Here is a 24844-nt window from a genome sequence, read left to right on the forward strand (position 1 = left end):
GCACAGAGCGGACAAACAGTCGTCAATCGCACCCGACGGAAGGCAAGTACATGGACCATCTGAGTGGGCTGGCGGTGTTCGTCCGCGCGGCCGAAACCCGAAGTTATGTCGGCGCCGCCAGGGCGCTGGGACTGTCCCCCTCCGCCATCGGCAAGAGCATCGGCCGGCTGGAGGCCAAGCTGGGCGTGCGCCTTTTCCATCGCAGCACGCGCAGCATCAACCTCACGGAAGAAGGCATGCAGTTCTTCGAACGCTGCCGCCAGATCCTCGAAGACCTGGACGACGCCCAGGCCGCGCTCACGAAAAGCATCGCCGCGCCCCGGGGCCGCCTGCGCATCAGCGTGCCCGCCGCGGGTCATCGGCTGCTGATGCCCGTGCTGCCATCCTTCCGCCAAGCCTACCCGGATGTCGAACTGGACATCGACTTCAGCGACCGCCTGGTGGACGTCATCGACGAAGGCTTCGACATGGTGATTCGCAGCGGCGACCTGACGGACTCGCGTCTTTACGCCCGCCGTCTGTGCTCTTTCCGCTTCAAGCTTTGCGGCTCGCCCGTGTACTTCGCCAAGAACGGCATGCCCATGCATCCGCAAGATCTCCCCGCCCATCTGTGCCTGCGTTTCAAATACCCGTCGAGCGGCAAGCTGCAGGAATGGCGCCTGAGCGAAGCGGGCGCCGAACTCGCCGAGCTGCGCGTGCCCACCGCCATGACCTTGGGTAGCATCGAGGCGACATTGAGCGCCGCCATCGGCGGCATGGGCATCGCCTACCTGCCGGACTTCGTCGTGGAAGACGCCATGAACCACCAATCGCTGCTGACGGCGCTGGAGGAATACAACGTCGTCGACGGCAACTTCTGGATGCTGTGGCCCTCCAATCGCTACGTGCTGCCCAAGCTGCGTGTGTGGATCGACCACCTCTCCGGGACCTTGGGCAAGCGCGGCGAGAAGGCGACATGAGCCGCGAGTTTTTGTCCGTTGAGGACACTATTTCCGAAATAATACATATTGCCTAATGCACCTTGGGCGTTGGCATCGCCCGGTTCGGTGCGCTTGCTGCTCTGTTTGAAGTTCGAGGCCTCGCTGGGCTTTTCGCCCTTGTTGGCAGGCGGCACGGTGCAAGTGTCCTTGACGCGGTCAAAGGCATTTTTCGGAGCGGGCAGGGATGGGTTGCCAGTACGCCTGCGCTCAAGGTAGGCATTGAAACCGGCGAGGGAACCGTCTACCCACTCCTTGGTCGACATGTTTTGGAGCACCGGGCGCATGCAGGAACAAGTGGCACCGATATAGGCGTCGAGATCGGTGTATCCGCGGCTTTTCAAAACGCTTGTTATTTTTTCCACAGGCATGTCTTTGAATACGGCGGCAAAAAAATCGTCGCAACCTGCGGAGAATTTCGCCTTGAAAATGGGCACGCCGCATTCGGCGGCTTTAGTCACCGCAATCTTCAACATAAAATCACGCTGATCGTCGCGGCTGAGCGCCAATACGTCAGGGGTTAGCGCGTCGCGCAGGGACTGACCCTGGCATGCGCAAATTTCGGGCGTGGTGGCCCATTGCGTCATCATGCGTATCGCCTCGTTGTTCGACGCCAACTGAGGATTTTGTGCACAGGCACGCACCACGCCTTGCACCATGTCGTCCACTGCCCTTGATTGTGCGAGGGACAGATTCGTCGTCCCGGCAACGCCGGCAGCAACAGCGGAGCCGGCGCCGAATATACCCAATGCAATTGCGGGAGCCAGCAAGAACAACGCCGCGCGGAAAAGAGATGGGATCTTCAAGGGTCTTGCTCCGGGTTCGTGATGGCCTTGCACTTCTGGCCGAGGCTGTCGATTGGGCGCTGTCGCATTGAGCAAATTTCACAAAATTTGAGCACATCATGTAGTGCCTGATTGCGCGCGATCTCCTCGATATTATAGGGAAACGCTGCTGAAAAATACGGGGGTGGAGGTGCAGTGGAGCGGAAAACCCAGCCGCGCGGCCACGATCGCGGCGCGTCGAGCCGAAGTGGCGACAGTAGCAATGTCCCCCCGACATGGATGACGATCGAGCCGTCCCTGATACATCGCAGCAATGGAGCTAAGGGGTGTCCTTGAAATATCGCAGCAAATGAAAGCCCCGCGTGAAGCGGGCACGGCCAAGTGCCGACACGGGCGCCGACGGCTTCGACTACCAGCTGGCGTGTATGACAGCCTAAGTAATCACCAAGTTTTTGTTGTCAAATCCTGATTGTGGCAGATGAGAAGGGCATGCGCATTGCGACGGGAGCCGTGCCGGCACGGCCGGCGAGGGATATCCTGGCAAGGCACCCGTGCCTGCGCGCCGTTATCGGCGCTTCCACATCAGATAAAGATCCGAGATTACCGCGATCGCCATCAAAAGCGTAAACAGATTCGGTTGCGCGCCCGGTTTGTTGACCATCGTCACGAACGAACCGAGCAGCAACACCCAGTAGGTGATGCGATACCCGCGCGACAGCGGATACTTGAACTTCTGGCTGCACGCCGGGCAGTTGTACTGCTGAAATCCCAGGAAGGTCTTCTTTGGCGCCCCGCGAAAGGCCTCGTTGCAGTGCGGACAGGTGACTGGGTGCGTGTCCGCATTCAGGAATGAGACGGGGGGATTTTGTGATTTGGGTGGTTCGTAAGGATTCATCGTGTCCAGTCGGATGGTAGCGCTACTGCGGAAAGACTAACAGTATAATCTCGAACAATTCCCATGAGTAACAAAAACCGCAGCTTTACTTATCACCGGTCAGTTCTTGATCTGAATGGTAAAGTTTTGCAAGTTTGTCTTGCGAAGCGCCGCAGCGTCGCGGGATCAGCCGCAGTCGAGCAAGTAGTTTTGCCCGGAGGGCATTATTGCTTCGCTAACATTTTTGAGCGGGATGGTTCCCAACCGCCCCCGAGCGCCTTGAACGCGGCAACCGCGGCGCGTGCCGACTCTGTTTGCGCCTGCGCTCGCGTGTCGGAAGCGCGGAGCAGGGTCTCGTCGGCCTGCAGGAGGTCGATCACGCTCACAATCCCTTTCCGATAGGCCGCGAACGAGGCGGCCCGGGCTTGGGTAAGCGCGTCCACGCCGTGAGCAAGCGCGTCGGCCTGCTCCTCGCGTTTGACCAGCGCCGAGAAGGCGTTTTCAACATCTTCGGTGGCGCGCAGCACGGCCAGGCGGTAGGCGGCCAGCAATTCCGCTTCCTGGCCCTTGGCCAAGTCGATCTGCGCGTTGATGCGGCCGAAGTCGAACAGGCGCCAGCGCAGACCCAGTACGCCGGAGGCCTGGCTGGCGCCGCCGGTGAACAGATTGCCACCAGCTATCGAAGTGGCGCTGCCGATCAGTCCACTCAATGAGATCTTGGGGTAGTACTCGGCAATGGCCACGCCGATACGGGCGTTCGCCGCCGCCAGGCGGCGCTCGGCCACGATCAGGTCGGGTCGGCGCCGCAGCAAGTCGGCGGGCGAGCCGGCGCCTGCGATTCCAGGCGCCACGGGAATGGCAGCGGCCTGCGCCAGCTCGTCCCGGTGCGTGCCGGGGGAGGTAGCCAGCATCACGTCCAGCGCATTCATCGCCGTGTCCAACCCCGCCTCCAGTACCGGCAGGCAGGCCCGCACCTGCGCCAGCGCGCCCTCGACTTGCCGCACCTGCAGATCTGCCGCCAGTCCCTTGCTAAAGAGTAGCTTGAGCGTTGCGAGCAGCTCCTGTTGCGTCGCCACCTGCCTGCGCGCGATGTCGAGGCGGGTTTGCAGGCCGCGGATGCTGATGTAGATGTCGGCGGTCTGCGCCGCCACCGCCAGGCGGGTGGCCACCGCGCCGGCTTCCGAAGCCTGATAGTCAGCCAATGCCGCCTGACGTCCGCGCCGCAGGCCGCCGACAGCGTCCAGCTCCCAGAGCGCGCCGGCATTGACCTCGTACGAGCTGCCGTAGCGATCAGCATCCGGCTTTGCGTTCAAAACCTGTCCCAGCGGCGATTCCACCGACTGGTAGGCGCGCGCGCCTTGGGCGGCAACGGTGCCGGAGGGCAGCAGCGCCGCGTTCGCTGCTCCGATTCCCGCGCGCGCCTGGGCAAGGCGGGCCGATGCCTGCCCGATGTCCAGATTCTGGGCCAACGCCAGGGTGACGAAGCGGCTCAGCTGCGCATCGCCGAAACCTTCCCACCATGCGATCAGGTCGGCGCTGGCGGCGGCTTGCCGCTGCGCGACCGTGGTCTGCCCCAGGTAGCGCTCAGGAATCGGGGTAGCGGGCCGGCTGTATTCCGGCCCCACGGCACAACCAGCGGCCAGTGCGGCGGCGGCGAACATCAGGAGTGAGCGATTAGGTAGCATGCGGCAACTTCCACGGTGAGGTTAGCAAGTGATGATGCGAGTGACTATATCATGAAAAAGTCACTCGTTGTGCAATCACGGTACAAGAGGTAAGCTCTCGAGTATGACCAAAACCACCAACCACACGACGTCGGGACGAGGTCCCGCCGACCACGAGGTGCGCGATCAGATCGTCAAGGCCGCCACCGAGCATTTCCGTTTGTATGGCTTCGAAAAGACGGCCGTTTCCGACCTGGCCAAGGCGATCGGCTTCTCCAAGGCCTATATCTATAAGTTCTTCGAATCCAAGCAGGCCATCGGCGAATTGATATGCGCAAATTGCCTGCGCGAGATCGAAGCCGATATCCGGGCAGCCGTTGACGGGGCCGCGCGGCCTCCGGAAAAGCTGCGGCGCATGTTCAAGGCCGCGGTCGAATCGAGCCTGCGTCTTTTTTTTGAAGATCGCAAGCTGTACGACATTGCTGCCGCGGCCGCCACGGAACGCTGGGCCGCCGTCCGCGCCTACGAAGAGCGAATCGCGGTGATGTTGCAGGACATTTTGCGCCAGGGCCGGGAGAGCGAGGATTTCGAGCGCAAGACACCGCTCGACGAGACCGCGATGGCGATTTATCTGGTCATGCGTCCTTATCTCAATCCGCTGCTGCTGCAGCACAGCCAGGAGCATGCCGACGAGGCCCCTGCGCAATTGTCGAGCCTGGTGCTACGCAGTTTGTCGCCTTAATCGGCGGAAAATTATTAGTGACCGTTGACAAATACGGTCACTAGTTACAAAATGGGATCCTGTTCAGTTTTCTACGGGATTCCTATGTTCGGCCGTCGCAACGATTTCTCCGCTGTCCTGTTTGCCTTGCCCTTGGCCTTGGCGGCCTGCGGCGGCACGCCGCCCCCCGACCCGCGCACCGGGGTGCCCCTGGTGCGCGCGGTGATCATCCAGGGGGCCGCCGATGCCAGCTCCCGCAGTTTCACCGGCACTGTCGCCGCGCGCGTGCAAAGCGATCTGGGCTTCCGGGTTTCCGGCAAGGTGCTGGAGCGGCTGGTCGACCTTGGACAAATCGTCAAGCGCGGGCAGCTGCTGATGCGAATCGACCCGGTCGATCTGAAGCTGAGCGCCAATGCCCAGCAAGAAGCGGTCGCCGCTGCACGCGCACGCGCGCGGCAAACGGGTGACGAGGAAGCACGCTACCGCGACCTGCGCGGTACCGGCGCGATCTCGGCCTCGGCCTACGACCAGGTCAAGGCCGCGGCCGATGCGGCAAAAGCGCAACTCAATGCAGCCGAATCACAGGCCGAGGTCGCCCGCAATGCGACCCGCTACGGCAATCTGGTAGCCGATGTCGATGGCGTCGTTGTGGAAACCCTGGCCGAACCCGGCCAGGTGGTCGGCGCCGGCCAGGTGGTCTTGCGCTTGGCGCACGCCGGCAAGCGCGAGGCCGTCATCCAGTTGCCGGAAACCTTGCGCCCCGCGCCAGGCTCGACCGCCCAGGCGACCCTGTTCGGCACGCAAGGCCCGTCCATCGCGGCCACGCTGCGCCAGCTCTCCAGCAGCGCCGACCGCCAGACGCGCACCTTCGAGGCGCGCTATGTGCTCGATGGCGCACTGGCCGACGCGCCACTGGGTTCCACCGTCGCCATCCGCATCCCGGAGGGGAGCACGGCTGGCCAGATCGGCTGGTCGGTGCCGATCGGCGCGCTGTTCGATCAGGGCCGGGGGGCCGGGGTCTGGATCATCCAGGGCGACCCGGCCAAGGTGAGCTGGCGGCCGGTGACGGTCCAGCGCATCAGCGACGATAGCGCTCGCGTGGCGGGCCAGTTCAGGCAAGGCGACCGCGTTGTCGCACTCGGTGCGCACCTGCTGCGCGAGGGCCAGCCGGTACGCCTGGCGGGGCTGCCCGCGCCGGACGCCGCAAGCGCAACCCCAACCGCAAGCGCAACCGCCACCGCAACCCCAACCGCAAGCGCAACCGCAACCGCCACCGCAACCCCAACCGCCACCGCCACCGCAGGAGCGCAGCCATGAGCGCAGCGCGTTTCAATCTGTCGGCGCTGGCCGTGCGCGAGCGCTCCGTCACCCTGTTCCTGATCTGCCTGATCACACTGGCGGGCATTGTTTCTTTCTTTAAACTCGGACGGGCGGAAGATCCCGCTTTCACGGTCAAGGTGATGACCGTCGTCACTGCCTGGCCGGGCGCCACGGCGCGCGAAATGCAGGATCAGGTCGCCGACAAGCTCGAAAAGCGCCTGCAGGAGTTGCACTGGTACGAACGTGCCGAGACCTATACCCGTCCCGGTCTCGCCTTTACCACCCTGACTTTGCTCGACAGCACACCGCCGGCGGAGGTGCGCGAACAGTTCTACCAGGCGCGCAAGAAGGTGGGCGACGAAGCCGGCAACTTGCCGTCCGGCGTGATCGGCCCCATGGTCAACGACGAATACGCGGACGTGACGTTCGCGCTGTTCGCGCTCAAGGCCAAGGGCGAGCCGCAGCGCGTGCTGGTGCGCGACGCCGAGGCGCTGCGCCAGCGCTTGCTGCATGTCGCGGGCGTGAAAAAAGTAAATATTGTCGGCGAGCAGCCCGAGCGGATCTTTGTCGAGTTCTCGCATGAGCGCCTGGCGACCTTGGGCGTCAGTCCGCAGGAAGTGTTTGCCGCGCTCCACGCTCAGAATGTGCTCACGCCGGCCGGCTCGGTGGAAACCAAGGGGCCATCGGTTTTCCTGCGCCTCGACGGCGCCTTCGATGAGCTGCAAAAAATCCGCGATACGCCGGTCGTGGCCCAGGGGAGCACGCTCAAGCTGTCCGACATCGCCAGCGTCAAGCGCGGCTATGAGGACCCGGCGACATTCATGATACGCAACGGCGGCGAGCCGGCCTTATTGCTGGGCATTATCATGCGCGACGGCTGGAACGGCCTGGATCTGGGCAAGGCGCTCGACACCGAAGTCGGCGCGATCAATTCCGCCATGCCGCTGGGCATGTCGCTGACCAAGGTCACGGACCAGTCGGTCAACATCAGCTCGGCCGTCGATGAATTCATGGTCAAGTTTTTTGTCGCCTTGCTGGTGGTGATGGTGGTGTGCTTCGTCAGCATGGGCTGGCGCGTTGGCATCGTGGTCGCGGCCGCGGTGCCGCTGACCCTGGCGGCGGTATTCATCGTCATGGCGGCGACCGGCAAGAATTTCGACCGCATTACCCTGGGCTCCTTGATCCTCGGACTGGGTTTGCTGGTGGACGACGCCATCATCGCCATCGAAATGATGGTGGTCAAGATGGAGGAGGGCGCCAGCCGCATCGCCGCCTCGGCTTACGCCTGGAGCCATACCGCCGCGCCCATGCTCTCTGGCACCTTGGTGACGGCGGTCGGTTTCATGCCCAACGGATTCGCCCGCTCGACCGCCGGCGAATATACCAGCAATATGTTCTGGATCGTCGGAATCGCGCTGATCGCCTCGTGGGTGGTGGCTGTCGTGTTCACGCCCTACCTCGGCGTCAAGATGCTGCCCGAGCTGAAACAGGTCCAGGGGGGCCACGGCGCGCTGTACGACACCGCGCGCTACCACCGGTTCCGTGGACTGCTTGCGCGGATCATCGCCCGCAAATGGCTGGTGGCCGGCGCGGTGATCGGCATGTTCGTGCTGTCGGTACTGGGCATGGCCGTGGTCAAGAAGCAATTTTTCCCGATCTCCGACCGTCCGGAAGTGCTGGTCGAAGTGCAGATGCCGTATGGTTCGTCGATCACCCAGACCAGTATCGCCACGGCCAAAGTGGAAGGCTGGCTGGCCAAACAGGCGGAGGCGAAGATCGTCACGGCGTATATCGGACAGGGCGCGCCGCGCTTTTACCTGGCGATGGGGCCGGAATTGCCCGATCCGTCTTTCGCCAAGATCGTCGTACGGACCGACAGTCAGGAGCAGCGCGAAGCGCTCAAGCAGCGCCTGCGCATGGCCATCGCCGGCGGTATTGCGCCCGAAGCAAGGGTGCGCGTCACCCAGCTCGTGTTCGGCCCTTACTCGCCGTTCCCGGTAGCTTACCGGGTCAGCGGACCGGACGCTGACAAGCTGCGCGGTATCGCTGCCGAGGTCGAGCAAGTCATGCGTGCCAGCCCGATGATGCGTACTGTCAACAACGACTGGGGCACGCGTGCGCCGACCCTGCACTTCACCTTGCAGCAAGACCGTTTGCAGGCCGTGGGACTGAGCTCGAGCGCCGTGGCGCAGCAGCTGCAATTCCTGCTCAGCGGCGTACCCCTGACTTCCGTACGTGAAGACATTCGCACGGTACAGGTTGTGGCGCGCTCTGCCGGGGAACAGCGGCTCGACCGGGCCAGGATCGCCGACTTCACGCTCGCTGGCGCCAACGGCCAACGCATCCCGCTGTCTCAGGTGGGCGTGCTGGACGTTCGGGCCGAGGAGCCGGTCGTGCGCCGCCGCGACCGCGTGCCGACCATCACCGTGCGCGGCGATATCGCCGACGGCTTGCAGCCGCCTGACGTGTCCGCCACGATGACCGGACAGCTCAAGGCCATCAAGGACAAGCTGCCGGCGGGCTACCGGCTGGAGGAGGCCGGTTCCATCGAGGAATCGGGCAAGGCGATGCAAGCGATGTTGCCGCTGTTTCCCATCATGCTTGCGGTTACATTGCTGATTCTGATCTTCCAGGTGCGCTCGATGTCGGCGATGGTCATGGTCTTCCTGACCAGTCCGCTTGGGCTGATCGGCGTGGTGCCGACCTTGATTCTGTTCGCGCAGCCGTTCGGCATCAATGCGCTGGTCGGGCTGATTGCGCTGTCGGGCATCCTGATGCGAAACACCCTGATCCTCATCGGGCAGATCCACCACAATGAACAGGCGGGGCTGGCGCCTTTCCAGGCAGTGGTCGAGGCCACGGTGCAGCGCGCCCGGCCGGTGGTGCTGACAGCGCTCGCGGCGATGCTGGCCTTCATTCCACTCACCCATTCGGTGTTCTGGGGGACGCTCGCCTACACGCTCATCGGTGGCACGTTCGCCGGGACGATTCTGACGCTCGTTTTCCTGCCGGCGATGTACTCGATCTGGTTCAAGATCGGGCCGGGCTCTTCGCCGGCCTAGATTGGTGTCGATGGCGCTCCGGCCTGCCCGTCCACGGGAACAGTCGTCGGCATTGGCTTCGGCGAGCGAATGCCCCCGTGGGTCGATGCCTTGAAACGCCAGCTTTGGGCTGGCGCCGCTCGAACCAGATCGCGCAGTAGCACGGTCGATTGCTTAGTAGCCGATCTCGCGCAGGTAATCGGCGCGCGCGGCCAGCGCCGTATCGGCAAAATCGGAGAATACGCCGTCCACGCCAAGCGCGTAGAACTGCTTGTATTCGAGCTTGGGGTCGCCCTTGTAATCGCGTGGCAGGCGGCGTTTTTCGTTGCGGAAGGTATAAGGATGGACCAGCAAGCCAGCCTTGTGGGCGTCCGTCACCAGGGTGGTGGGCGCGGTGGTGGTGGTATCGGCTTCATTGAGCTTGCCGTCATTATTGGCGTCGATCAGCTTGCCGTCGGCGCCGGTGCTGCCTTTGGTGCTGACGATATAGCGCTTCCACGGGCCGATGGCGTCGGCGTACGTCTTGATCTCGGCCAGCCCGGCCGGCGTGACCATGGCGCTGAACAGGCGCTTGTCGCCGGCCAGGGCCCAGTCGTAGGGGCGGTCGAAGGGCGCGGCGTAGGTGAGGGCGCCGGTTTTCAGGTCGACATCGTCGGCGTCGATCAATTGCACCATGCGCACGGTCGAGCCCTTGGTGCGCATGGTTTTCAGGCTGCCAGGCTCGAACGATTGAATGAACACCGGCGCGCTGGCGCTGTTCCAGCCGGCCGCGCTCAGCAGGGCCAGCAGCTTGTCTTCCAGCGGCAAGCCGTTTTGACGGTGGAAGGTCGGGTTCTTGGTTTCGGGGTACATGATGATGTTGCGGCCGCTTTTCTTGATCATGTCGACGATTTCCTGGATCGTCGCGATCTTGTAGCGGCCGTTGAACTGCTGCGGCCGTTCGGCGTCGGTGGAAATACCGCCAAGCGTTTTGATTTCGGCCAGGGTAAAGTCGCCGGCGAACCAGCCTTCCTCTTCCACGCCATCGACGCTCATTTTGCGCTTGCGGCTGGCGAACTCCGGGTGCGAGGCGACGTCGGTGCTGTAGATCAGGTTGGGATCGTGGCGGGCGATCAGGATGCCGTCTTTGGTCGAGACCACATCCGGTTCGATGGCGTCGGCGCCTTGCTCGATGGCCATGGCGTAGGCTTCCATGGTTTCTTCCGGCAGGTAGCCGCCGGCGCCGCGGTGCGCGACCACCAGCGGCGCCTTGCCGTCGAGGGTGTTGAGGACGACCGGATCGTCGCCGCCGCACGCGGCCAGCGCCATGCTTGCCGCGCACATGACTGCCAAGTGTTGTTTCATTGCCATTGCGAAGTCTCCCTGTATTAAACGCGGAATTCTAGGTGCTGGACATGACAGGCTGATGACGGCGCCAACTGGTGTGATTACCTCATCGCGCCCGGCGCAGGCCGACACCGTCTATGCGAAGAGATTGGCCATCCGGGACAATGGCGCGTTGAGGATCGCCTACTGGAAAAGGGCCGATTCTACATCTTGCGGCAACACCCGCTTGCCTATCAGCAAATCACGTGCGCCTCCGTCCCGTACAAGCTATGATATTGCTTCATGCCAGCACTCATCCCGCCGGGCGGCGTCCGGCCTAGAAAGGGTAGACCTTATGAAGATACGGCGTTGCGCAGTGCTGTTCATCGAACCGCGCGAAGACCTGGGCATCGACTGGACGGCCCTGTTTTCCGGTGCCGGGGCACTGAGCGCCTCGCTGCGCTGGGTGGCGCTGGCGCCGCACCTGGACCGCGAAACCACCATCGATGCCGCCCAGGTGGCCGCGCTCGGCACCATCGGCCAGACCGCCTGGATCGACCGCCAGGACGCCGACGGCCGGCTCGGCGCCGCCATGGTCGACAGCCTGCTCGCGCTCGGCCTCCTGCTCGACGATGGCCCGGCCGAGAACCCGGCGCGCGAACGCGATACGGTGCTGCGCGCCCAGCACTGGCGCCCGCTCTCGGCCGCCGCCCACATGTTCAGCCGCTGGGACGGCATGGAAGTCGACAAGGGCATGCATTTTCCCAGTTTCGAGGAACTGGTGCAGGCCTACGGCACGCCGCCGCCGCCCGCCATCGGCCGCGGCGATCCGGACCAGGCGATCAAGCTGCCGCGGCCCGCAAGCGGCCCGCTCGACGCCCAGCTGCTGCAGCGCTACACCGGCCGCAATTACGATCCCGAGGCCGTGCTGCCGCTGGACGTGCTGGCGCGCCTGCTGCAGCGCACCTTCGGCGCCCAGGCCGAGCGCATGCTGGCCCAGGAAGCGATGGTCTTCAAAAAAACCAGTCCCTCGGCCGGCGGCCTGCATCCCACCGAAGCCTATGTGCTGGCGCAGCGCGTTCCGGGCGTGACGCCCGGGCTATACCACTACCACGCGCTCAACCACGCCCTCGAACCGCTGGCGGCGCTTGACCCGGCCGAAGCCAGCGAACTGGCACGCCAGTTCGTGGCCGACCAGCACTGGTTCGTCGATGCCCCGGTCATGGTGGTGATGGCCGCGCGGGTGGCGCGCAATTTCTGGAAGTACCGCAACCACGCCAAGGCGCACCGCGCCCTGATGCTCGACGCCGGTCACTTGTCGCAGACGTTTTATTTGCTGGCCACCGAAGCGGGCATGCCGGGCTTCGTGACAGCGGCAGTTAACGAGAAAGCGATCGAGCGCGCGTTTGGCCTCGATCCCTTGTCGGACGCGGTGGTCGCCGTATGCGGCTGCGGTGTCGCAGGCGCCGGGCAGACCACCCTGGAGTTGCGTTACGAACAGTGAAACCTAGCGGAGGCCCCCGACTCAGGCGGTGCCGGACAAAAAGAAGGGAATCGCGCCGGCAGCGCTGTCGAGCTTGGACATGAAGGCCATCCGGTCGAGCGCAATCGCATCCTTCGCAGGCAGGCAGCGTTCAGCCGGAATCTGTCCGGCCTTGAGCGAGATGCCGAGGCTGCCCAGGGCCGCTACCGGGTCGCCCAGCAAGCGTGCGCGAAATACGTCGTCGCTGGACAATTTGTGCAGGAGGGAGTCCAGATCGCTGTGCAGGTGGGTTGTCATGGTCAGTGCCTTTTCGTGTAGGAGAATGCTGAGTCACGTAGGAGAAGCTCTTAGCCATGGTAGGACAGTTATTGATCAGTATCAAGGTTTACAAATCATAGCTGGTTGTTTTTCTCCCGACTGTTGGCGCCGTCCATCACCTCGTCGAACAAACGTAGGAAAGCAGGCAAGATTTCCATTGCGGCCTTGCCATCCTTGGTCATCAGACACTGTTCCAGTTCGCCCGCGGCGACGAACAGTTGCTGGGCCGACAGATTACCGGCCGCGCCCTTGACCTTGTGCACCAGCAGCGCCGCATTGTCCAGCTCGCCACTGTCGACGGCCTGCACGATGGCATCGTGGCTGCCCGTGAAATCCTTGGCGAACATGGTCAGCAAGCGCGTGAGCAGCGGGCCGTTGTGGCCGAGGCGCTCCAGCGCCGCTTGCACGTCGATGCCGGGCAGGTGCCGCGGCACGTCGCCCTCGTCGGGCGGCGGCGCGCTCTCGGCCGCGACCCGGGTTGGATCGGCGTGGATCCACGCGGCCAGCACGGTGTACAGGATGGCCGGTTCGATCGGCTTGGACAGGTAATCGTTCATGCCCATCGCCAGGCAGCTGTCGCGGTAGCCGGCCACCGCATGCGCGGTCATGGCGATGATCGGCAGCTTGGCGTGGCGCGGATTGGCGCGGATGCGCGCGCTGGCCTGGTAGCCATCCATTTCCGGCATCTGGATATCCATCAGCACCGCGTCGTAGTCGGCCTCGCCGACCAGGCGCACCGCATCGACGCCATTGCCGGCCAGGTCCACATGCACGCCGGCGCGGCGCAGGATTTCGCTGGCCACCTGCTGGTTGACCAGGTTGTCGTCGACCACCAGCACGCGCGCGCCGCGAATGTGTTCGGCGGCCTGGGACGGGAAGGGCGCGGCGTCGCGCCCGGGCACGGCGGCGTCGAAGCCCATGGTCGCCAGCACGCTGTCGAGCAGCTGCGAGGCGCTGACCGGCTTGACCAGGAAGGCGCCGATGCCGGCTTCCTCGGCCGCCGCCTTGATATGGTCGCGCGCGAAGGCGGTGACCATGATGATCGACGGGATCGACGCCAGGGTCGGGTCGTCCTTGATGCGGCGCGCCGTCTCCAGGCCGTCCATGTCGGGCATGTTCCAGTCCATCAGCACCAGGTCGTAGGGTTCGAGCTGCAACGCGAACAGGGCGGCGGCGCCCGAGCCGACCGCGCTGGCGTCGAAGCCGAAGCTGCGCAGCTGCAGTTCGAGCATTTCGCGCGTGGGCGCGCTGTCGTCCACCACCAGTACCTTCTTGCCGCGCGCGCCGGCGCCGGCCTGCAGGCGCGCATTGCCCTGCGCCGGCGCCACGTTCAGGGTCAAGGTGAAGTGGAAGCGGCTGCCGGCGCCAAGTTCGCTGTCGACGCCGATCTCGCTACCCATCTTGCGCACCAGCTGCTGCGAGATCGCCAGTCCCAGGCCGGTGCCGCCGTAAATGCGGGTGGTGCTGGCGTCGGCCTGGGCAAAGGCCTGGAACAGGCGTTCCTGCTGCTCCGGGCTGATGCCGACCCCGGAATCCTCGACCGAGAAGCACAGGCGCACCTGGCTGTCGTCGCCGCGCCACTCCTTGTCGCGCTCCACGCGCAGCTGGATGTGGCCGTGCGCGGTGAACTTGAGCGCATTGCCGACCAAGTTGATCAGCACCTGGCCGAGGCGCAGCGGGTCACCCATCAAGATCTGCGGCACGTCGGGCGCGGCCCAGATCACCAGTTCGAGTTCCTTTTCGGCGGCGCGCCAGGCGAACAGGTCGACGATATTGGTCAAGGTGTCGGGCAGGTCGAACGGCACCACTTCCAGTTCCAGCTTGCCCGCTTCGATCTTGGAAAAGTCGAGGATGTCGTTGATGATGTCGAGCAGGTTATTGCCGGCCCGGGCGATCTTGCGGAAGTAGTCGCGCGGCTTGGCATCGAGCTCCAGGTGGGTGCCCAGGCCCGCGAAACCGAGGATGGCATTCATCGGGGTGCGGATTTCGTGGCTGATATTGGCCAGGAATTCGCTCTTGGCGCGCGTGGCCGCCTCGGCGCGGGCGCGCGCCTGTTCGATCAGGCGCAGCGCATTGGCCTTCTGGAAGGCCGACACGAACGGTTCTTTCAGGGCCTTGAGCAGTTCCAGGTCGCTCTCTTCCAGCGGCACCTGGGGCGCGCGGTTCTCGAATACCAGGAAGCCCTCGATGCGCTGTTCGAGGCAAATGCGCACCGCCAGCTGGGCGTGGCCCGCCTGTCCGGGGACGGTGCCGGAGCGGGTCAGGTAAATGTCGGTGGTGATCATCTCGGCCGCGTCGACGTAGCGCGCCTCGGCCTCGCCCAGTTCCATGCGCTCTTCGACCGGGGTGCCGCCGTTGCGGTCCCACACCGCGCGCACGGCGAGGGTGTCGGTGGCGGCTTCGCGCACCAGCGCCCAGGCGGCGTCGATGCCCTTGATGAACATCGATTCGCGCAGGATGGTGTGCAGCAGCGCGTCGAAGTCGAGCTGCTCGTTGATCGACTTGACGATGGCGTTGAGCTTTTCCAGGTGCTGGGTGCGCGAATACACCAGCGCCTGCAGCGCCGCGCGGCTGCGCTGCAGCTGGCTCACTCGCCAGCGGTACAGGCCATACACGGCCGCCAGGGCGGCCAGCACATAGCTCAGGTAAGCCCACCAGGTCTGGTGCCAGGCCGGCAGCACGCGCACCCCGATCGACAGTTCTTCGTCAGCCCACACGCCGTCGCGGTTGGCGCCGCGCACGCGCAGGCGGTAGGCGCCCGGCGCCAGGTTGCTGTAGGCCGCAACGCGCCGGTTGGCGTCGTTCTCGACCCAGCTCTGGTCGTAGCCTTCGAGCAGAAAGGCGTAGCGGTTGCGCCTGGCGTCCGAAAAATCGAGCGCCGCCACTTCGATCTCGAAGCCCTTGATCCCGGGCGGCAGGATCAGGCGGCTGTCGCGCTGCGCCAGCACCTGCGCGCCCGCCACCGGATGGCCGTCGGTGCGCAGGGAACTGATGGCCAGCGGCGGACGGAATTCCCAGTTGGCCAGGCGCTCCGGATGGATCACCGTCAGGCCGCCGGTGGCGCCGAACAGCAGGTCGTCTTCCGGAGTGGCGGCGGCGGCGCCGATGAAGTAGGTCGGAAAGCCCAGGCCCTCGGCGCGCGCCAGCGCCCGCGCCTTGAGACTGCCGCTGTCGATCACGGCGATGCCGTTGCCGGTGGTGGCCCACATGCGCGCGCTGCGGTCCAGGCGCAGGGCCGATACCGCGGTGCTGGGCAAGCCGTCGGCAAGGCCGAGGCGCCGGAACACCGGTGCGCCGAGCGGGGTGCGCATTTCCAGCACGTTGATGCCGCCGCCGTGGGTGGCCACCCACAGGCGTCCGCGTCCATCCATGGCCAGCGCGCTGATCACCGGGTCCGACAGGGCGCTCTCGTTGCTCGGATTGGCCAGGATCTGTTCGATCTTGCCGCTGACCGGGTCGAGCCGGTTCAAGCCGTTGCGGGTGCCGATCCAGAGGGCGCCGCCGGGGTCCGTCATCAGGGCCTGGATGCGGTTGTCCGACAGGCCGCCCGGGCCGCTGACGTATGACTTGAGCGTATTGGCCGCCGGGTCGTAGCGCAGCAAGCCCTCGAAGGTGCCCAGCCACAGCTGCCCGGCCTGCGGCGCGATGGTGCCGATGCGCGGATAGGCGTTCGCCTGCGGCAGCGCGATGCGCGCCACGCGCCGGCCCTGCTCAAAGGTGCGGTACAGGCCAAGCTGGGTGCCGATCCAGGCATCCTGCGGGGTGGCCTCGGTCATCGCCAGCAGCACGCGGTTGGGCAGGGCGCTGTCCAGGCGCGCCGGGTCGGGCCGCAGGGCGGCGCTGCGCGTGCCGTCCGGGTCGACCAGGTCCACGCCCTGGTCGGCCAGGCCGAGCCACACGCGCCCGCCGGAGTCGGTCATCAGCGCGCTGACGGCCGCTTCGGGCAAACCCTCGGCCCCGAACACGGCGGCCGCTGCGCGGTTATTGGGGTCATGGAAGTCGACGCTGCGTTCATTGCTGATCCAGATCAGGCCGCTGCGGTCACGCAGCAGGGCGGCGGTGCGGTCGTTGGCCAGGCTCGCCGGCACGGCCGACTGGTGCACGATGCGGCGCGCGCGCCCGCTGTCGGCTTCGATGTCGATGATGCCGCCGCCGTAGGTGCTGGCCCACCAGTGGCCGGGCACGATCTCGGTAATGGCCAGCACCATGTTGGCGTGCGCGTCGCTCACGCCCGCCAGTTGCATGATTCTGGCGCGCGCGGCGCCGGCGTCGATCACGCCGATGCCGCTTTTCAGGGTGCCGAAGGCGATCTGCCCGCGGCTGTTTTCGCCGAACGAGAGCACCGCGTCGCCCCAGGGAGCGTCGCCCACCGGGATGGCTGCGAAGCGGCCGCTGGCGGCGTCGCGCCGGACCAGGCCAGTGTTGGTGCCGATCCACAGATTACCCTTGCGGTCCAGGTGCAGTGCGCGGATGCGGCTGTCCGGCAGGGAGCCGGGCACGCCCGGATCGTGGCGAAAGTGGCGCACCGCGGTGCGCGCCGGGTCGACGTAATCGAGGCCCGAGGGCGTGCCGACCCAGACCCCGCCCATGCCGTCGCTGGCAATGGCATTGATGGCGGCATCGGCCAGGCCGGCGGCGCCGGCGGGAAAGCGGATGAAGCGCTCGTTGACCTTGTCGTACATGGCCAGCCCGCCGGTGGCGGTGCCGATCCACAGGCGCCCGCGCCGGTCCACGTGCAGCGCCTGGATGAAATCGGCGGGAATCGAATACGGGTCGCTCGCGTTGTGCAGGAAGGCGAGCATGCGGTAGCCATCCCAGCGGGCCAGGCCGCGCTGCGTGCCGATCCAGATGAAGCCGTCGCCATCCTGCGCCAGCGCCATCGCGACCGGGTGCGGCAAGCCCTGTTCCAGGCCGATGTGCTCGAACAGCGGCGTGGCCAGCTTTTCCCAGCGGTCGGGAACGGCCGCCCTTGCGGGACTTGCCGTTATGTAAACGAAAAAGTAAAGGGCGGAAATCAGTGGCAGCAGCCACTGGCGTCCGTGCGGGCGGAGTGGGGCGGTACTGTGGGTCATCGTTGGTCCGCGCGCCGTGAACGGAGAGCGCGCCGGAGGGCGCGGGTGTGGCAACGGACTGATGTGGCGTGGACGTTCAAGTCGGGACGCGCTCCTGTCGGTGGAATCGGATGCCGCGGCGTCGCCGGTCGGGCTCGCCTTTCCTGAAAGCATACGCACTTGTCCGGGCACTGTCTATTCAGGCTGGGGTTCGCGTATTCGTTTGGCAATATTGCGTTGCCGTTTAGCGCCTAACTTGTTGCGATAATCCAAAACGAAGTCAGAACGGCAAGCACCAAGCGACGCGCGATGCGACCCGGTATGTCCATTGCCTTTGATTACTGGCGAAAAAAACCTCGAAGAAAATCCGAACCTTGGCGCTTGATCGGCCTCAAACCAAGCTTTCACGCTTTTGGAAGAGGAGCTTCACATGAGTAAGATTGCCCTGATCACTTTGGAGCATCGTGCCGTGTCACTTGCCTGCAGCGGTTTTGCGTTGTTACTTGGCGCTTGCGGTGGCGGCGGCGAGCCTGCGCGCGCCCCCGTCCCGGCCCAGGCGGCCGTCAGCGTGGCCGGTGCCACGCCAGCGGCGCAGGCTGCCGATCCCGCTCGCGCCGATCCGGCCGGCGCCGCCCGGACTGACGCCGCCGGTACGGACGCCGCGCAGGCGGCCGAGGAGGCGCCCGGCGCGTTCGCCATGGCCGGCTACGCGCCGGAAGACGAGCAGGCGCGCGCCGCCGGCAGGCAGGGTAGCGCGCTGTACGTCTCGCCGCGCGGTTCCGACGACAATCCCGGCACCGGCGCGTGGCCTTTCCGCACCCTGGCGCGGGCCGCGCGCGCGGCCGCGCCGGGCGTGACCGTGTACGTTGCGCCGGGTACCTACAGCGGCGGCATCCAGACCAGCGCCAGCGGCCGGCCGGATGCGCGGATCGCGTTTGTATCCACCGAACGCTGGGGCGCCCGGATCGTGCCGCCGGAGCGCTCGGACACCAAGGCCGCGTGGGACAACCGCGGCGATTACGTCGACATCGTCGGCTTCGACATCGATGGCGGCAACCACCTTGGCGGCATCCGCTGGAGCACCGGTATCTACAATGCCGGATCGTACGACACCCTGCGCAGCAACCATGTGCATCACATCGCGCAGGGCGTTGCCTGCTCCAGCGCCGGCGGCGCCGCGATCGGCGTGGACGGGTATTATCGCGGCGTGCAGGCGCAGGTGCTCGCCAACCTGGTGCACGACATCGGCCCGGCCGGCTGCCGCTTCGTCCAGGGCATCTACGTCAGCACCACGGCCAAGGTGAAAAACAACGTCGTGTACCGCGTCGCCGAAGCCGGCATTCATTTGTGGCACGACGCGCACGATGTCGTTGTGACCAACAACACCGTGACCGGCTCGAACACCGGCATCGTCGTCGGCGGCGGCGATTTTTATTACACGTCCGGTCCGAACGACCATACGGCGGTGTACAACAACATCGTCTACGACAATCGGATGGGCATCTCGGAGCAGGGCCGCACGGGGCACAATAACAGCTACCGCAATAACCTGGTCTACAAGAACAGCAGCTACGACTGGCATCTCAAGAACGGGCTGACGCACAGCGGCACGGTCAGTTCGGCGCCGCTGTTCGCGGGCGACACCGACGTCGCCTTGCCCAACTTTAGCCTCAGCCCCGGTTCTCCGGCGATCGGCCGCGCCACCCCGGTGCACGCCGCCGCCACCGATTTCAATGGCCGTCCGCGCAATGTGTTTTCCGGTTTTGACATCGGCGCCTACCAGCATTGAGCGCGCGCGCCGCCGGCCATCGTCCGCGCTGGCGATGGCCGGTGGCGCGCAAGCGGCGTCCGATATTTTTCTTTACATTCGCTTCATGGCCGGGTTAGTATCTGCGCCTTCGCAACACAACCTCACCACCGAATCGAGAACCTCACGTGCCTGTACACAGCCAACCTATCTGCTGACGATATCGGATTGACCTGACCGGTTTTGGCGTTTGCTCGCGCCCGGTCGCTGTGCATGCCGCATTGCCACGACCATTGCTGTCGTGGCGTAGTTCTCCCTTTCTCGTCAGCTCCTGTCTACACCATGGAGCGCATCATGACGAACATCGTTCACAATCTCGAATTACACAAATACCCTTCCACCCGTCACCTGGAAGGCTCGCAGCTGCAGCAGGGCGACGACGGTTTCGACAAACCGGGCAAACGCCACGATCCGCGCGCGGCCTATGCCTCGCTGGCCGGCCGCCATATCGTCGTCGAAGAAAAGCTCGACGGCGCCAATGCCGGCGTGAGTTTCAGCGAAGGCGCCGAACTGCTGCTGCAAAGCCGCGGCCACTACCTGGCCGGCGGCGGGCGCGAGCGCCAGTTCAGCATCTTCAAGCGCTGGGCCGCGGCGCACGAGAGCGCGCTGATCGAGCGCCTGGGCGAGCGCTACGTCATGTACGGCGAGTGGATGGGCAAGAAGCACAGCGTCTTCTACAACCAGTTGCCGCACCTGTTCTGCGAGTTCGACATCTACGACCGCGAACAACAGGTCTTTCTGTCGACCGCCGCGCGCGCCGCCTTGCTGGGAAACGCGCCGGTGCTGGCGGTGCCGGTGCTGTATGCGGGCGTGGCGCCACGCAAGCTGGCCGACCTGCTGGCATACATCCGCTTTTCGCTGGCCAAGACGGCGGCATGGAAGAACGACTTTGAAGCGACTGTCGCCCGCGAGGGGCTGGACCTGGCCAAGTGCTGGGCCCAGGCCGACAAGTCAGACCTGGCCGAAGGCCTGTACATCAAGGTCGAGGAAGACGGCGTGGTCACGGCACGCTACAAATGGGTGAGGAGCGACTTCGTGCAGGCGATCCTGGACTCGAAGATGCACCACTCGCAGCAGCGCTATGTGCCCAATCAGCTGGCGCCCGGGGTCGACATTTACGCGCCGCGCCTGACCACGACATGGGAAGACCTGGGCCTGGTAACCGAAGGAGGCAAGTGATGGACAAACTGAGCTGCAAGGCCATGGCGGCGCACGTGCCGGCGCCCGGCCAGACACCAGAGTGGGCCTGGTTCCTGCATGCGATACCAAGCCTCGCCCTGCTGGTATCGACCCCGCAAGACCCGTACTACCACGCCGAGGGCGACGTGTGGATTCACACGCGGATGGTGATCGAGGCCTTGATGCGCGGGCCGGATTACATCGACGGCAGCGACGAGGAGCGCTTCATCCTGTTCTACGCCGCGCTGCTGCACGATATCGCCAAGCCGGCGACGACCGTCATCGATCCAGACAGTGGACGCATCGGGCAGCCGGGCCACTCGAAACGCGGCGCGATCGATGCGCGCATCCTGTGCTGGCACGCTGGTGTGCCATTCGCCGTGCGCGAGCATATCTGCCGCATCATCACCGTGCACCAGCTGCCGTTTTTTGCGCTGGCGGGGAACAAGAACGGCCAGTCGGCCGAGTTCCTGATCCGTAAGCTCTCGCATGAACTGGACCTGCGCCTGCTGTCCGCGGTGGCGCAGGCCGACATGGAAGGACGCTGCTACGAAAAGAAGGACGACTGCCTGGTCGGCATCGAACTGTTTCGTGAAATGGCGCGCGACGAAGGCTGCTACGGCGCGCCGAAAGCGTTCGCGGACCCGCACACGCGCCTGTCGTACATGCGCGGGGCCGGCATCGCGCCCGATTTCGTGCATCACCAGAATGCGGGCTCGCGCGTGACCGTCATGTCGGGCTTGCCGGCGTCCGGGAAAAACCACTGGGTGGCGGCCAACCGGGCGCGCTTGCCGGTGGTGTCGATCGACGACGCGCGCGAAGAACTGGGGTTGCGCCACGGCGCAAACGAGGGCGCGGTGGCGCACCGTGCGGTCGATTTCGCCAAGGAGATGCTGCGCGGAAAAGCGCCCTTCGTGTGGAACACCACGCACCTGAGCGCGCAGATGCGCAAGAAGACGCTCGACCTGCTGTATGCCTACGATGCCGAGGTCGAACTGGTGTACCTGGAACAGCCGCCGCAGGTCATCTTCAAGCGCAATACGCAGCGCGATACCAGCCTGCCCAACAAGGCGATCGAGCGCATGCTGTTCAAATGGGAGGTGCCGCTGCCGACCGAGGCGCATGTGGTGCACTATTTCGCCTAGCCGAGTGCACTGTCGGCCGGTTCGTCACGCTATTGTGTCGGTCCGGCGCCGGTGGAAGGGGCATGGTTTGTAAGCCCGCGCGCAGGTGCGCCATGGATAAGCATGGCGCCTCCCAACGCGGACGCGCCGGCCACTGATCCGTTCGAAGCCGCCGGCCCGCCCGGGCACCGGACAGCGTCGTGTTCACACGGCCAGCATCCAGTGAGGCGTGCATGAATATCCCAGCAGTCTGCGCGCACCGCTCGCCAGATTTTCCGGTTCGTCCAGCGAGCGATGAGCGGCGGCCAGTTCCAGCCCTGCCATGGCAGGGGCGAGGCGTTTGCGCAAGCGTGGCGACTGTTGCGCCAGATGAGCATGCGCCCAGGCGATCAATTCGGCGGTGGCCGGGGCAGGGGCCAGCGACAGGAAGAAGATCATCTGGCGCCACGCGTATGCGGCATTCCTGATCGCGCGCAGTAGTTCAACGTCACACTCGTCGCGCCCTGCTTGCTGGTCGCGGCAGATCCACTCGAAGCATTGCTGCGCCATGCCGTAAAATCGGGGCCGCAGCTCGTCGCCCAGTCCGAGCAACGATACCAGCGCGGCCAGGTTCTGGGTGGTGAGGATCTGCTGCTGCTCGATCATCATGGCATTGCCGGTCACGCCGCCGTTGCTGCGGATGCCCGCGCGCTTTTCGCATAGGCGAATGAGCTCTTTTATGTAGGTCCAGGCGTGGACCGGCGCCTTGGCCGGCTGCACGAGTTCACGCAAGTAGCTGCGCTGTCCCGCATCGATGCCGTAATAGCGGCAGTACAAACTGTCCTCCAGCAGCGTGCTCGCCTGCGCGGCCACCCTGCTGAATTTGGGCGAGAATGTGCCCTCGAATATATCGGCGGCCAGTTCTTCCACCAGCGGCAAGTCCAGTCCCGCGCTCCCCGCCAGCGCGCTCATTTCCTGCACCAGCGGATTGGGGATCATCGTCTGCGGGAACGAGGTCAGTGTCAGCACCGCGATTTCTTCCAGCGTCCTGCGGGCCAGCGTGCGGGGCTGCAAGCCGTGTTGCCGCTCGGCGTTGACGGCGGCGATCCACGGCAGTTCGTGCAGCTGCACCTGAGGCGCCAGATTCTGCAGGAGCACAGAGCGGCGGCGCCGGAATGCATGGTACAGCGCGCCGTACAGGTGTTTGAGCGAAGTGTCTTCGATCGCCGCGCCGTTGATGGCGGCGCTCAATTGCGGAAGCACCGTGGCCAAGGCCTCGGCCGAGCGGATGATGCCGTGTTCGACCAGCGCCGCGATGGTATCGATGTGGCAGCGCCACAGCTTGGCGAGCAGGGAGGGCGGGATCGCGCTGCCGGCGCCCTCGCCGAGATTGGCCGCTTCCGCCGCGGTGACCGTCACGCTGAGCGGCGCCAGATCATCGATTCCGCCTTCCTGCGGATAGGCGCGCAGGCGGTCGGCCAGCACGCCGGCCAGCAGATGGTGCGGCACGCCTCTGGCCTGCCTGGCCTGTTCGCTGCGCAGCGCGGCGCATTGGGCCGATCCGGGGCGGCCGCGCTTGCTAATGTACCTGGCCAGGATGAGACGTATCTTGCCGACGTCGCGCCCGGTCAGAGCGGCCGGCTCCATCACGCAAATGCGCAGATAGTCGAGCAATTGCGTCGCGCTATCATCCTTGCGCCGGGTCACGCTGTGCCCGGACCACTCGTGCAGCAGGGCCTCGCCGCGCGCATGCCATTGGGCCGGATAGTGGCGGCACGGCCAGCCGCCGGCGATGCGGAATTTGCCGCTGACGCCGTCGCGCCATGCGCCGTTGGCATCGATATCGATCGACGGCGGCTCGCCCTCGACGCTCTCGATGAACAGCTGGACCGCGCGGTCGTACAACGGCAGCAGCGCGCGCACGGTATCGCGCTGCGTCATGATGCGGCGGTTCGGTGCGCGCCGTTTGTGCAAGGCCAGCGCCACCTCACGCACCGGTTTGAGAAAGACGCGCTCGCCGAAGCGGCGTGCTTGCGCGGCGGGCGCCGGAAAAAAACGCAAGCGGTCGAACCAGGGCGCGATTGCGCTGAGGACCTCGCGCGCTGCATCCGCTTTGCCATGGCGGGTGAGCCAGGCCACGACCAGCAAGGCGCCTTCCTCGGGCACGTTGACGTCGTAGCAGCCTGAGTCGAGCAGGGCGTACAGACCCGCCATCCCGTCGTCGGTCAGCAGGCGCGCGTTGAGCCAACGGCGCGCATCGGGCGCGGGCGCCATGCCGGCTGAGGCCAATGTCTGCAGTTCGTGCTCGAGCAAGGCGCCGCCGGCCTTGAAGTCGCCCGTGGCGAAGCCACCCTTGACGATATCGGGCGTGACCCAGGCGCGCACCCCGTCCAGCGGGGTGCGCGAGCCGACGTCGATCGATCCCGTCAACATGCCGGCCATGACCTGCTCCCACTGCCGCACCTTGCCGCGCGCGCGTTCGCGCACCTGCGAGTCGGGGTGGTCGGTGCTGGTGCGCAGGGCGGCGGCCAGTTGCAGTGCCGCGTAGCCGGGCGCAATGCGGAGAGGTTCCGCGCCGGGAGCGTCGTTATCCACGTGGTATCCATTGAAATGAAGTGTTGGGGTCCGGAAGCTGGAATCGAACCAGCACCTACTCAGTTAGAAGCCGAGTTCTCTGCCATTGAGTTATTCCGGAATTGTTTGCACGGACGCGGCGCCCAGCAGCATTGATGAAAATCAACGCTCAGGCGATCAGACTAGCAGCTTTGCTAACTTTACTCAATGCACTGGCGAAAAACGTTTTATTTTATGGTGCCGTTGAATCGGCCGGTGCATACAGTCCTGCCGAGCGCAGCGCCTCTCGCATGGCCATCACGGTCGCCATCTGATAACAGCTGATTTTGGAGTCGGTGCTATTGTATGCGCCGTCCACGATGCGGATGCGGCAGCCGCTGAGATAGTCGCCGTCGAACGCGTCTTCCGACAGCACATGCTTGATGCTGCTGATAACCGCGTCGAGGAACAGGAGAGGAATCTGTTCCTCAGACACTTCCCAGCTTAGCGTGCATCCATATATCGGTTCTGGTTCCAACACCAGATCGATCACCCCAAAACGCCCGGGCGGCCCCATCTGGCGGACGAACCGCCCGGCGCCGGTGCAGCGTGTGCGTAGCGGTACGCCGCGGGTCCCCGTTTCCACTAAAGCAATTTCCATCG

The 24844-nt window shown here is 65.1% G+C and carries 16 protein-coding genes and 1 tRNA gene; 8 read left to right on the forward strand and 9 right to left on the reverse strand.

What is annotated here, in order from left to right; genetic code table 11:
- Window positions 1–50: 50 nt before the first annotated feature.
- Window positions 51–959, forward strand: a complete 909-nt coding sequence (locus IV454_RS23010; protein WP_206088005.1) for a LysR family transcriptional regulator — start codon at window positions 51–53, stop codon at window positions 957–959.
- Here the strand turns inward: IV454_RS23010 and IV454_RS23015 are convergent.
- From IV454_RS23015 to IV454_RS23025, 3 genes are all read right to left on the reverse strand, one after another.
- Window positions 881–1783: a hypothetical protein gene (locus tag IV454_RS23015; RefSeq protein ID WP_206088006.1), complete on the reverse strand. Its 903-nt coding sequence runs from the start codon at window positions 1781–1783 to the stop codon at window positions 881–883. The two genes, IV454_RS23010 and IV454_RS23015, sit on opposite strands and share 79 nt — an antisense overlap.
- A 544-nt stretch (window positions 1784–2327) precedes the next feature.
- On the reverse strand, window positions 2328–2657 hold the full coding sequence (locus IV454_RS23020; protein ID WP_206088007.1) for a hypothetical protein: 330 nt from the start codon (window positions 2655–2657) through the stop codon (window positions 2328–2330).
- Between the two features lie 203 nt (window positions 2658–2860).
- A complete protein-coding gene (locus IV454_RS23025; RefSeq protein ID WP_206088008.1) occupies window positions 2861–4321 on the reverse strand; it encodes an efflux transporter outer membrane subunit in 1461 nt (486 codons plus the stop codon).
- A 103-nt stretch (window positions 4322–4424) separates the two neighbouring features.
- On the opposite strand from IV454_RS23025, the gene IV454_RS23030 reads away from it, so the two are divergent.
- The 3 genes from IV454_RS23030 to IV454_RS23040 all read left to right on the forward strand — a co-directional run bounded on the left by IV454_RS23030 (window position 4425) and on the right by IV454_RS23040 (window position 9403).
- On the forward strand, window positions 4425–5042 hold the full coding sequence (locus IV454_RS23030; protein ID WP_206088009.1) for a TetR/AcrR family transcriptional regulator: 618 nt from the start codon (window positions 4425–4427) through the stop codon (window positions 5040–5042).
- A gap of 84 nt (window positions 5043–5126) precedes the next feature.
- Window positions 5127–6338 (forward strand): efflux RND transporter periplasmic adaptor subunit, encoded by a 1212-nt coding sequence (locus IV454_RS23035; protein WP_206088010.1) that lies wholly within the window; start codon window positions 5127–5129, stop codon window positions 6336–6338.
- Window positions 6335–9403, forward strand: a complete 3069-nt coding sequence (locus IV454_RS23040; protein ID WP_206088011.1) for an efflux RND transporter permease subunit — start codon at window positions 6335–6337, stop codon at window positions 9401–9403. Before IV454_RS23035 ends, IV454_RS23040 begins: the two co-directional genes overlap by 4 nt.
- Window positions 9404–9556: 153 nt before the next feature.
- On the opposite strand, the gene IV454_RS23045 is transcribed toward IV454_RS23040, so the two are convergent.
- Complete coding sequence (locus IV454_RS23045) at window positions 9557–10732, reverse strand: glycerophosphodiester phosphodiesterase (RefSeq protein ID WP_206088012.1); 1176 nt, start codon at window positions 10730–10732, stop codon at window positions 9557–9559.
- Window positions 10733–11042: 310 nt separating this feature from the next.
- Here IV454_RS23045 and IV454_RS23050 point away from each other — a divergent pair, with 310 nt between their 5' ends.
- Window positions 11043–12191, forward strand: a complete 1149-nt coding sequence (locus IV454_RS23050) for a putative peptide maturation dehydrogenase (protein ID WP_206088013.1) — start codon at window positions 11043–11045, stop codon at window positions 12189–12191.
- A gap of 21 nt (window positions 12192–12212) precedes the next feature.
- On the opposite strand, the gene IV454_RS23055 is transcribed toward IV454_RS23050, so the two are convergent.
- Complete coding sequence (locus tag IV454_RS23055) at window positions 12213–12467, reverse strand: NHLP-related RiPP peptide (RefSeq protein ID WP_054262309.1); 255 nt, start codon at window positions 12465–12467, stop codon at window positions 12213–12215.
- A gap of 95 nt (window positions 12468–12562) precedes the next feature.
- Window positions 12563–17560, reverse strand: coding sequence for a hybrid sensor histidine kinase/response regulator (locus IV454_RS23060; protein WP_206088014.1), 4998 nt, complete (start codon window positions 17558–17560; stop codon window positions 12563–12565).
- 409 nt (window positions 17561–17969) lie between these two features.
- On the opposite strand from IV454_RS23060, the gene IV454_RS23065 reads away from it, so the two are divergent.
- The 3 genes from IV454_RS23065 (at window position 17970) to IV454_RS23075 (ending at window position 21670) form a co-directional block, all read left to right on the forward strand.
- Complete coding sequence (locus IV454_RS23065) at window positions 17970–19328, forward strand: DUF1565 domain-containing protein (RefSeq protein ID WP_229521791.1); 1359 nt, start codon at window positions 17970–17972, stop codon at window positions 19326–19328.
- A 312-nt stretch (window positions 19329–19640) separates the two neighbouring features.
- Complete coding sequence (locus tag IV454_RS23070) at window positions 19641–20525, forward strand: RNA ligase family protein (protein ID WP_229521793.1); 885 nt, start codon at window positions 19641–19643, stop codon at window positions 20523–20525.
- On the forward strand, window positions 20525–21670 hold the full coding sequence (locus IV454_RS23075; protein ID WP_206088016.1) for an AAA family ATPase: 1146 nt from the start codon (window positions 20525–20527) through the stop codon (window positions 21668–21670). Before IV454_RS23070 ends, IV454_RS23075 begins: the two co-directional genes overlap by 1 nt.
- A 183-nt stretch (window positions 21671–21853) precedes the next feature.
- Here the strand turns inward: IV454_RS23075 and IV454_RS23080 are convergent, their stop codons facing one another.
- The 3 genes from IV454_RS23080 to IV454_RS23090 all read right to left on the reverse strand — a co-directional run bounded on the left by IV454_RS23080 (window position 21854) and on the right by IV454_RS23090 (window position 24842).
- On the reverse strand, window positions 21854–24223 hold the full coding sequence (locus IV454_RS23080; protein ID WP_206088017.1) for a hypothetical protein: 2370 nt from the start codon (window positions 24221–24223) through the stop codon (window positions 21854–21856).
- 28 nt (window positions 24224–24251) lie between these two features.
- Window positions 24252–24323: transfer RNA gene (locus IV454_RS23085), tRNA-Arg, on the reverse strand.
- A gap of 111 nt (window positions 24324–24434) precedes the next feature.
- Window positions 24435–24842 carry a hypothetical protein gene (locus IV454_RS23090; RefSeq protein WP_206088018.1) on the reverse strand — a complete coding sequence of 136 codons (408 nt, stop codon included), beginning with the start codon at window positions 24840–24842 and terminating at the stop codon, window positions 24435–24437.
- Window positions 24843–24844: the final 2 nt, after the last annotated feature.

The sequence above is a fragment of the Massilia antarctica genome (assembly GCF_015689335.1).
Classification (GTDB): Bacteria; Pseudomonadota; Gammaproteobacteria; order Burkholderiales; family Burkholderiaceae_D; genus Telluria_A; species Telluria_A antarctica.

Bases quoted from the DNA above. Each gene is read 5' to 3' on its own strand.
- IV454_RS23090 (WP_206088018.1), bottom strand. From the start codon at position 24,842: ATGGAAATTGCTTTAGTGGAAACGGGGACCCGCGGCGTACCGCTACGC.
- IV454_RS23055 (WP_054262309.1), bottom strand. From the start codon at position 12,467: ATGACAACCCACCTGCACAGCGATCTGGACTCCCTCCTGCACAAATTG.
- IV454_RS23060 (WP_206088014.1), bottom strand. From the start codon at position 17,560: ATGACCCACAGTACCGCCCCACTCCGCCCGCACGGACGCCAGTGGCTG.
- IV454_RS23025 (WP_206088008.1), bottom strand. From the start codon at position 4,321: ATGCTACCTAATCGCTCACTCCTGATGTTCGCCGCCGCCGCACTGGCC.
- IV454_RS23065 (WP_229521791.1), top strand. From the start codon at position 17,970: ATGAGTAAGATTGCCCTGATCACTTTGGAGCATCGTGCCGTGTCACTT.
- IV454_RS23010 (WP_206088005.1), top strand. From the start codon at position 51: ATGGACCATCTGAGTGGGCTGGCGGTGTTCGTCCGCGCGGCCGAAACC.
- IV454_RS23070 (WP_229521793.1), top strand. From the start codon at position 19,641: ATGACGAACATCGTTCACAATCTCGAATTACACAAATACCCTTCCACC.
- IV454_RS23035 (WP_206088010.1), top strand. From the start codon at position 5,127: ATGTTCGGCCGTCGCAACGATTTCTCCGCTGTCCTGTTTGCCTTGCCC.
- IV454_RS23075 (WP_206088016.1), top strand. From the start codon at position 20,525: ATGGACAAACTGAGCTGCAAGGCCATGGCGGCGCACGTGCCGGCGCCC.
- IV454_RS23040 (WP_206088011.1), top strand. From the start codon at position 6,335: ATGAGCGCAGCGCGTTTCAATCTGTCGGCGCTGGCCGTGCGCGAGCGC.
- IV454_RS23020 (WP_206088007.1), bottom strand. From the start codon at position 2,657: ATGAATCCTTACGAACCACCCAAATCACAAAATCCCCCCGTCTCATTC.
- IV454_RS23030 (WP_206088009.1), top strand. From the start codon at position 4,425: ATGACCAAAACCACCAACCACACGACGTCGGGACGAGGTCCCGCCGAC.
- IV454_RS23045 (WP_206088012.1), bottom strand. From the start codon at position 10,732: ATGGCAATGAAACAACACTTGGCAGTCATGTGCGCGGCAAGCATGGCG.
- IV454_RS23050 (WP_206088013.1), top strand. From the start codon at position 11,043: ATGAAGATACGGCGTTGCGCAGTGCTGTTCATCGAACCGCGCGAAGAC.